Source organism: Arthrobacter sp. JCM 19049, assembly GCF_001310435.1.
On the sequence record NZ_BAXF01000665.1, the window covers coordinates 1 to 988 of the forward strand.

Sequence of the window (988 nt, forward strand, 5' to 3'; positions counted from 1 at the left end):
ACTGCCCAGCAGCGCCAGCAGCTCGTTTCGCTTCGTGGGTCAGCAGGGAGGCGTCAAGCCCTGCGCGATGCGCTCCACGCCCTTTTCCGCGGCGGTGCGCGCCGCGGCGCGGGAGCGGGCGTGGGCGTACTGCACGTAGAACACCGGGTTGTCGTTCGTGTTCTTCTTCAGCTGCTCCGGGTCCAGCGCGATCGGCGAATCGGCCGGGTAGCGGGCCAGCGAGTAGCGCAGCGCGTCGGCGCCCAGCCAGTTGATCAGGTCGCGCAGCTCGATGATGTTCCCGGCGCGCTTGGACAGCTTCGCCCCGTTGACGCTGATCAGCTGCCCGATCAGCACCTCAATGTTCTTCTCCTTGTCGTCCCCCGCGCAGGCGGCGATGGCCTTCAGGCGGTTCACGTACCCGTGGTGGTCGGCACCCAGCAGGTAGATCTTCTCGATGAACCCGCGGTCCTTCTTGGACAGGTAGTAGGCGGCGTCGGCCGCGAAGTAGGTCGGCTCCCCGTTCGCGCGGATCAGCACGCGGTCCTTGTCGTCCCCGAAGTCGGTGGTGCGCAGCCACACCGCACCGTCCTGGTCGAAGATGTGCCCCTGTTCGCGCAGCCGGGCCACCGCGTCGGCCACCGCCCCGGCCTCATGCAGCTTCGCCTCGGAGAAGAACACGTCGAAGCTGACCCCGAAGTCCTGCAGGGTGGACTTGATGTCGGCCATCTGCGCGGCGTAGGCCAGTTCGCGGATCTGCGGCAGCGCCGCACCCAGTTCGGCCTCGGCCAGTTCCGGGGCCTGGGCGAGCACGACGTCGGCCAGCTCCTTGATGTATTCGCCCGGGTAGCCGCCCTCGGGCACCGGCAGGCCGTGCATCCGGTTGTAGACGCTGGTGGCGAACACGTTCATCTGGTTGCCGGCGTCGTTGATGTAGTACTCGCTGGTCACCTGCGCCCCCGAGGCGCGCAGCACGCGGGCGATCGCATCGCCCAGCGCCGCCCAGCGG

At 68.4% G+C, this 988-nt stretch carries 1 pseudogene; it reads right to left on the reverse strand.

Annotation, left to right across the window (positions count from 1 at the left end):
* Positions 1-988, reverse strand: a pseudogene (gene argS, locus JCM19049_RS15365) (arginine--tRNA ligase); the annotation flags it as partial.